We start from the raw sequence: 7,027 nt of genomic DNA, 5'->3' as shown, positions 1-7,027 counted from the left end.
CCTATTTCGGTGAATCGGACTTTTAATCCGTTGGTCGCGAGTTCGAATCTCGCAGGACCCACCAAAGAACACAAGGCCTCGTAGCAATACGAGGCCTTTTTTCTTTGCTATCGAAGAAGTAGCAAGATGGGGCCGAAATTTCCAGGCCGCGTTCCGCAACTCTGGGCGTGTTCCGCAATTCACCGAACGGGCTTCACCTTCTTGCCCACCTTGTGGCGGATGTACTGGGCGGTCATGCGCTCCGTCGTGTGCTCCAGCCGTATCCCGCCGTCGTCATCCAACGTGTTGGCGGCCGTGGCGCGCAGGCCCCGTGGCTGGAACTGCGCCTTGGGAATGCCGGCGGCATCCCGAGCGGCGTCGAAGCGGCCGCGGAGCATGTTCTTGGTCAGAGGCTGCCGGCTTCGTTGAGCTGGCCGAGCAGGATTCGAACAAGCCGAGCATGTGTTGCGCGTGTCTGCGGGACGAGCAGGTTGTGGACCGTCTGGACACCGCGCTACGTCAATCCACTACGGAAATCTTGAGCGCGTACGCCGATGACTTGCCCTGGCGGGCGGCTGCGCGGTTGAGGAAGACACGCACACGGTAGTCACCGCTGGCGGGCAATGCACCGGTCCATGTGGGGCCGTCTGCCACCTCGCCCCGGTACAGCGCTTCCTCGCTGCCGGGCGGCAGCACGTTGAAGTAGGTGGAGGTGGATTTCGTCTCCATGTGCACGGTCATCTTCTGCCCGGCAACCGCACGCACTATGTAGTCGCGCGCCTGCTCCTTGTTGCCTTGGAGCTTGCCTTGGACAGTCGCGTCCGACGTGCCTTTCTTGAAGGTCACCGCAGTGGACGGAACGTCCGCCTGGGCGATCGCCGGCATTTGTACAAGCGTGATGGCAGCGAAAAATGCAGCTGCGCAAATTCTGGAAAGCATGCTGATCCTTTCTAAGAGGCACTGATCGCCTCGCTTGCATGCAGGCTACCAGATGATTTTCCGCCTGGGCGCACCCGACGGGCGTGGTTTGCAGGAAGAACTCCGATCGGTGCCGAGGCCTGCATTGACAGGTCCTTCCGTCGCGCCGCCCCCGCCGATGACGGTAACGGTCATGGTTGTGATGCCTGCAGGCACCGTGCAAAGTTGGGGGCCGCCAGCGGCCGTTGTTGATTTGGTGTTTCTGCTCGCTTTTTCCTCTTCCCTAGATGCCTAGAAATTGAAACGGTAATGATTCCTGAAACTGCCGCGTGGCATCGCCCGAGAAGGTGTGGTTCTGGTCTGGGCCCAGATCCAGCTTGAGAACCTTGCCGGTTTTCTGGCTGAAGTCGAGTGCCTTGAGGTCTATCCAGAAGGTATTTGGCGTCAACGCTGATTCGAAGAAGTAGAGCTTGCGCTGGTGGTCGAAAACGGTTCTCCAGCGGGTTGACGAGATATTGGGCTCCTCCGGCGTATTCAGGCCGTAGGGCACCGAGGCGTTGCGGATCACGCTGAAGACGCTGGCCAGCGCCTTGTTGGGGTCCTGACTTTTGGGGATGGCGTTGACGTAGAAGGATGCGCGGGCAAATCGATCGGCGGCGCGATTGGTGCCGGGCAGCATGGTGGTGCCGCCCACTTGCTGCCAATAGGTGTTGAGAGCCAACTGCTGATCAAACGTCGGTGAATTGGTCATGACCTGGTATTGCCGGCCGTGATGTATCACCTGCCGGCCATTGATGTACTCGACGATGGCGCTGTCGCCGCTGGCGTCGGACATCGAGAGATGCAGCGTCGTCAGCCGGTTCTCTCCGGGAACGTTGTCGGAGACGATGGTGAAAGGTTCTTTCTCCAGCGCCGCAACGGCTTCCTGGACGGTGGCGAAGTTGTCCAGCACGTATTGCGCCCAGGCTGCAATGGTCAGGCCAGGCTTGCTGCCCGCACCGAAGGCCGGGTATTGGGACTCCACCAGCCAGAGCAGGTTGGCGTTGAGGCCGGCTTCATTGACTCCATCGGTGGTGGAGACGTCATAGCCCGAGGTGATGACGCTTCCGTATTTGGACGTCCAGCGCAACGAGTTGGGGCCTGCCTTGCCTGAGCGCTCCATTCCACGCGGGAGCACCCAGAGATTGCTGACGATGTCGCTTTTCCAATCCATGGAGCGCGCGGTGACGACCTGGCCATTCGCACCAAGAAAGACAAGGCGGGTGCAGGCCCAGGTGCTGGGCAGGGCCGTAAGGCCGGCAATTCCCATCAGCAATGCGCCCACTACGGGGTGAATCTGCAGTCTGCGTTTCTTCATGGCAACTCCTTTGCAGGCAAATGGACTGGCGCAGTGTAGTGCGTCATTCGTACCCAGGTCAGAAATGGCCGCCTTGTGAAAAGGCGGGCCGGCAAACTGGCGGTCATTGGAGATGCCGCGCATGGGCCTGCGCGCATGCGGGTGCAGAGGGCACCGCTGTCAGATGGCGTGGCTGAACATGGGGCTGGCCAGCATCGCCACCGCAAAGGAGATGGCGCAGATTGCAGACCACAGGAATACGAGGAAGAGGTGGCGCATCGTGCAGCTCTCGGGAGTGTTTGGTGGTTCTTGCCAGTTCAATTGCGGATGCGGTTCAGAATGCGCAGCCCAAGCATTGAAAGGCGTTCCAGCAGAGGCCTTGGCTCCATGCGCAGCAGCAACAACTGCTGGCCGCCGCGCACGGGAAAGGCTTCCAGCAGGCTGCGGTGGTAGCGGGCATCCGGGTCCGGGTTGAAGCTTTCTGTGGGAACGACTCGATGCATCTTGTATCTCCGTCATGTGATTTCGGAAGCCTTTGGGGAGCGTGGCGTCTGACGGGATCTATTTCAATTGGTTTCGCGGCGTTTCCGTGCGGGTCAAGTTTGTGGCCGCATGTAGGCCGGGTCTGTACGCTGCGTATGTGTTTTGCGCACGTGCTGTGCGGCCTGTCCGCAGGTCTTCACAGGTGTGAGCAGCGCGTCGGCAACGGCTTTGCGGCGGCTGGCAGTCCCTAGAATTCGGGATCCCCATCTCATTTGCCAGGAGTTCCATGTCCTCCGTTCCCACGCTTCAGATCCGGCCCGTTGCACAGGCGGACCATCAGCAATGGCTTCCTCTTTGGCAGGGCTACAACGCCTTTTACGGGCGCGCTGGCGAGACGGCGCTGCCCGAGGACATCACGCAGGCGACCTGGGAGCGCTTTCTCAATCCGCTGGAGCCGGTGTTTGCGCTGGTGGCAGAGAGCGAGGGTGAACTGGTGGGCCTGGCGCACTACCTGTTCCACCGCAGCACCACGCGGCTGGAGCCCGTGTGCTATTTGCAGGATCTGTTTGCCGATGCACGCCGGCGCAAGCAGGGCATAGGCAAGTCGCTCATCCGCGCGGTCTACGAGCAGGCATCCCTGGCGGGAGCGCGCCGTGTCTACTGGCAGACGCAGTCTTCCAACGAAGCGGGCCGTGCGCTGTATGACCAGGTGGCCGAGCATCGTGGCTTCATCGTCTACGGGCACGAACTCCAGGGCAGAGCCTGACGCTTTGTTGTCGGGTTGGCGATCCAGAGAAGAAACCTGTTGAAACAGCGGGTGCGCGCAGCCGATGCAGGTCCGCCGGGGGGGCTTGGCAACCCTAGAATCACGCGTTGTCCTTTCGCTGCTTGCGCTGCACCCCCATGTCCAATCTCATCGTCCACGGCGGCACGCCCTTGCGCGGCCGCGTCGTTCCTTCCGCCAACAAGAATGCCGTGTTGCCGATCCTGTGCGCCACGCTATTGACCGATCAGCCGCTGCGGCTGCATGGCGTGCCGGACATCACCGATGTGCGCAAGATCCTGGACATCTTCCGCACGCTGGGCAGCGAGGTGGAACTGGACGAAACCACACGCACGCTGCAGTTGCATCATCGCGATACGCGCTTTGATGCATCGTCGCATCGCCTGCCGGAGGAGATGCGCTCTTCCATCATGCTGGTGCCGCCGCTGCTGGCGCGCTTTGGCGTGGCGCGGCTGGAGGACAACGTCAAGGGCTGCACGCTGGGCGTGCGTGAGATCGATCCGCACGTGGACATCTTCCGCTCCTTCGGAGGTGAGGTGGAGCGCGCCAGCGGCTCGCTGCTGATCCACAGCGCACAGCCGCTCAAGGCCGTGCGCCACTGGCTGGACTACGCCTCCGTCACGGCGACAGAGAATTTCGTGCTGTGCGCCGTGGCCGCGCAGGGCGAGTCCATGCTGACCAATGCGGCCTGCGAGCCGCATGTGCAGGAGTTCTGCCGCTTCATGGTGATGATGGGCGCCGACATCGACGGCATCGGCACCTCGCGGCTGACGGTGCGTGGCGGCGCACCGCTGAGCGGCGGCGAGTTCACCTTCGAGGAAGACTTCCACGAGATCACCACCTTTCTCGCGCTGGGCGCGATCACGGGCGGCGATGTGGAGGTGCGCAACAGCACGCCGGACAACTTTCCGCTGATCGACCGCACCTTCGCCAAGTTTGGCGTGCAGGTGGAGCACAAGAACGGCTGGTCACGCGCGCTGCGCTCGGGGCCGCTGAAGGTGCAGACGCCGTTCACCAGCAATGTGCTTACCAAGGTGGAAGCCGCTCCCTGGCCGTACTTTCCGGTGGATCTGCTGCCCATCTTCATTGCGCTGGGCGTGCATGCGCAGGGCAATGCGCTGTTCTGGAACAAGATCTACGACGGCGCGCTGGGCTGGACGGGCGAGCTGTCCAAGTTCGGCGCCCATGTGTTTTCTTCGGACCCGCATCGTGTGGTCACCTTCGGCGGCAATCCGCTGACGCCGGCCGTGGTGGAGAGCCCCTACATCATCCGCGTGGCGATTGCGCTGTTCATGGTCGCCAGCAGCATCGAGGGCCGCTCGGAGATCCGCAACGCCACGCCGATTCGCCGTGCGCATCCGCACTTCGTGGAGAACCTGCGCAGTCTGGGCGCTCGGGTGGAGTGGACCAACGAAGAGTGATGGAAAGCGGCGATGCGCAGGCTGCTAGGCCTGCGGCGCCGCATCCGAGAATCTCTTGGCCGCCCTGAGCAGGTAGCTCACGGCATAGAGGATGGGGTCGTCCGTCTCGTCGTCGTTCACGCGGTCAATGATTTCCAGCAGGCCTTGAAGGTCGGCGGACATCTGTGGCAGCACGCTGCTGGCCAGGGCCTCCACCGGTTGCTCGGCAGCGGCGCGGTCCGCCTTGAGGTGATAGCCGCGCAGCAGGTCGCGGACACCGATCACCATGGCGCGGCTGGATCTTTCCACATGCATTTCCAGCACGCTCAGCGCTGCGCTGATGTGGCATAGCGCATCTGTTGCCAGGGTCTCCGGGTCGGGCGGGCTGGCGACGGCCTGCGCAGGATGCACGGAGGCTGGCATGTCTGTGTCCGGCATGGTTCTGTCCTTGCGCAATGTGTCCTGGATTCAGGGCTGGTGGTTCGAGGGCGTGGATGTGGGCTTGCACAGCCCCCGGGCGGGTCGTTTCGAGTTTTATGCCAACTTGGAATCATGTCAACTAGGCATGAATCTGAATTTGCATCCGGCAGGTACCATCGCGCAATGCAACGCAAACCCTTTCCCAGCGAAACCCAGGAGCGCTTCATCGTCCGTTTTCCGGATGGCATGCGTGATCGCATCTCGGAAGCGGCAAAGGCCGGCCACCGTTCCATGAATGCAGAAATCGTTGCGCGCATACGGCGCAGCTTCGAATTGGACGAAGCCGGCGATGCCGACCAGGCCGAGATCGAGCAGGGTGCGGCGGGATTGAGAGAGGAAATTTCGCGCCTGTGCCAGTTGCTGCAAGAGCACAAGGACGCTGCGGCAGGCCTGTTCGAGGCGCACAAGGAAGCGGTGGTGGACGAGGCACTGAAACGCCTGCGCTCCGAAACAGGCATGGCGGCAGGCCGCGCTCCGGGGAAGAGATGAGGCTGTAGGCCTGAGACCACGCTCATCGTTGCCGAGCGCTGGCGCCTGTCCTTGCGGGGCGCGCTTATCGTTGCGTCGGGTCTGCAAGGATCCATCCCTTTTTTAGAAGCTCTTGCAGCAAAGGACGCAGCTATGAACACGGATCAGATCAAGGGCACGCTCAAGGATGCCGCAGGCAAGGTGCAGCAAAAGGCTGGCGAGTTGATCGACAGCCCCGAACAGCAGGCCAAGGGCATTGCCAAGCAGGTCGAAGGCACGGCTCAGAAAAAGCTGGGCGATGTGAAGGAAGCCCTGAAGGATGCGAAAAAGTAAGGCGCCCACGCTGCCTTGATGACGAACAAGCCCGCCACTGCCCGGCGGGCTTTTCTTTTCAGCGAGTTTTGACGGGCGCAAGCCCGAGCAAGGCGTTCCTTGCTTCCTTTGTCAGGCGGTCTGGGGCAGCTTGCGGCCGGGGTCCGCGGCCACGTGCACACGGTCACGGCCTGCCTGCTTGGCGGAGTAGAGCAGGGCGTCGGCGCGCGTCAGCGCATCGGTCAGGGCGGTGTTGGCGGCCACGGGGGCGATGCCGAAGCTGATGGTGATCCGCTGGCCGGCTGCCAGCACATAGCCGTCCGCGCTGAGCTGAGCGCGTATGCGCTCGGCCACGCGCTCGGCCTCCTCGGGCGTGGTGCGCATCAGCAGCAGCACGAATTCCTCGCCGCCAAAGCGTGAGACCAGATCGTCGCTGCGCACATGCTGCTGCAAGGTCCTTGCCACGGCCTGCAGAACGCGGTCGCCACAGTCATGGCCCCAGCTGTCGTTGATGCGCTTGAAGTGGTCTATGTCGCCGATCAGCACGGAAACCGGCGCCATGTGCGAATCGGCCAGGCGCAGCTCGGCGGCCTCCTGGAAGGCGCGACGGTTGAGCAGGTTGGTCAGCGAGTCGTGGTTGCGCTCCTGGCGCAGCGCGGTGAAGACATCGCGCACCGTGCAGGCCAGCAGCATCAGGGTGAACAGCAGAGCAAACGACAGCGTGCTGACCAGAGTCACCAGCCAGTAGGTGGAGCGAGCAATCTCATTGAGGTCGGTGCTGCCCAGGGCCAGCACCAGCAGCGGCCGGGCGGCGGTGTAGCCGGCAAACACCACGTAGGACCAGTAGAGCATTCTCTCCAGACGCGG

The 7,027-nt window shown here is 62.5% G+C and carries 10 protein-coding genes; 4 read left to right on the top strand and 6 right to left on the bottom strand.

Annotated elements, in window-relative coordinates; translation table 11 throughout:
• Positions 1-179 precede the first annotated feature (179 nt).
• From L995_RS25940 to L995_RS25925, 4 genes are all read right to left on the bottom strand, one after another.
• On the bottom strand, positions 180-377 hold the full coding sequence (locus tag L995_RS25940; protein ID WP_047474176.1) for a hypothetical protein: 198 nt from the start codon (positions 375-377) through the stop codon (positions 180-182).
• Between the two features lie 121 nt (positions 378-498).
• On the bottom strand, positions 499-918 hold the full coding sequence (locus L995_RS25935; protein WP_047474175.1) for a hypothetical protein: 420 nt from the start codon (positions 916-918) through the stop codon (positions 499-501).
• A 262-nt stretch (positions 919-1,180) separates the two neighbouring features.
• Complete coding sequence (locus L995_RS25930; RefSeq protein WP_016446829.1) at positions 1,181-2,254, bottom strand: linear amide C-N hydrolase; 1,074 nt, start codon at positions 2,252-2,254, stop codon at positions 1,181-1,183.
• A 296-nt stretch (positions 2,255-2,550) separates the two neighbouring features.
• Positions 2,551-2,736: a hypothetical protein gene (locus L995_RS25925; protein ID WP_017405224.1), complete on the bottom strand. Its 186-nt coding sequence runs from the start codon at positions 2,734-2,736 to the stop codon at positions 2,551-2,553.
• A gap of 266 nt (positions 2,737-3,002) precedes the next feature.
• Between L995_RS25925 and L995_RS25920 the strand changes: the two genes are divergently transcribed.
• Both L995_RS25920 and L995_RS25915 read left to right on the top strand, forming a co-directional pair.
• Entirely contained in the window at positions 3,003-3,482 is a 480-nt protein-coding gene (locus tag L995_RS25920; protein ID WP_016446832.1) for a GNAT family N-acetyltransferase, read from the top strand.
• A 137-nt stretch (positions 3,483-3,619) separates the two neighbouring features.
• Entirely contained in the window at positions 3,620-4,921 is a 1,302-nt protein-coding gene (locus tag L995_RS25915; protein ID WP_047474173.1) for a UDP-N-acetylglucosamine 1-carboxyvinyltransferase, read from the top strand.
• A 24-nt stretch (positions 4,922-4,945) separates the two neighbouring features.
• On the opposite strand, the gene L995_RS25910 is transcribed toward L995_RS25915, so the two are convergent.
• Entirely contained in the window at positions 4,946-5,338 is a 393-nt protein-coding gene (locus L995_RS25910; RefSeq protein WP_016446834.1) for a hypothetical protein, read from the bottom strand.
• A 114-nt stretch (positions 5,339-5,452) separates the two neighbouring features.
• Here L995_RS25910 and L995_RS25905 point away from each other — a divergent pair, with 114 nt between their 5' ends.
• Positions 5,453-5,869 carry an Arc family DNA-binding protein gene (locus L995_RS25905; protein WP_237426644.1) on the top strand — a complete coding sequence of 139 codons (417 nt, stop codon included), beginning with the start codon at positions 5,453-5,455 and terminating at the stop codon, positions 5,867-5,869.
• Between the two features lie 132 nt (positions 5,870-6,001).
• Positions 6,002-6,181 (top strand): CsbD family protein, encoded by a 180-nt coding sequence (locus tag L995_RS25900; RefSeq protein WP_016446836.1) that lies wholly within the window; start codon positions 6,002-6,004, stop codon positions 6,179-6,181.
• A 111-nt stretch (positions 6,182-6,292) separates the two neighbouring features.
• On the opposite strand, the gene L995_RS25895 is transcribed toward L995_RS25900, so the two are convergent.
• A partial coding sequence (locus L995_RS25895) for a GGDEF domain-containing protein (RefSeq protein ID WP_047474179.1) occupies positions 6,293-7,027 on the bottom strand: 735 nt, incomplete at its 5' end.

Origin of the sequence: Delftia sp. ZNC0008 (assembly GCF_000799035.1) — a bacterium.
Classification (GTDB): domain Bacteria; phylum Pseudomonadota; class Gammaproteobacteria; order Burkholderiales; family Burkholderiaceae_C; genus Comamonas; species Comamonas tsuruhatensis.
This window is presented reverse-complemented; position numbering and strand designations above follow the sequence as displayed.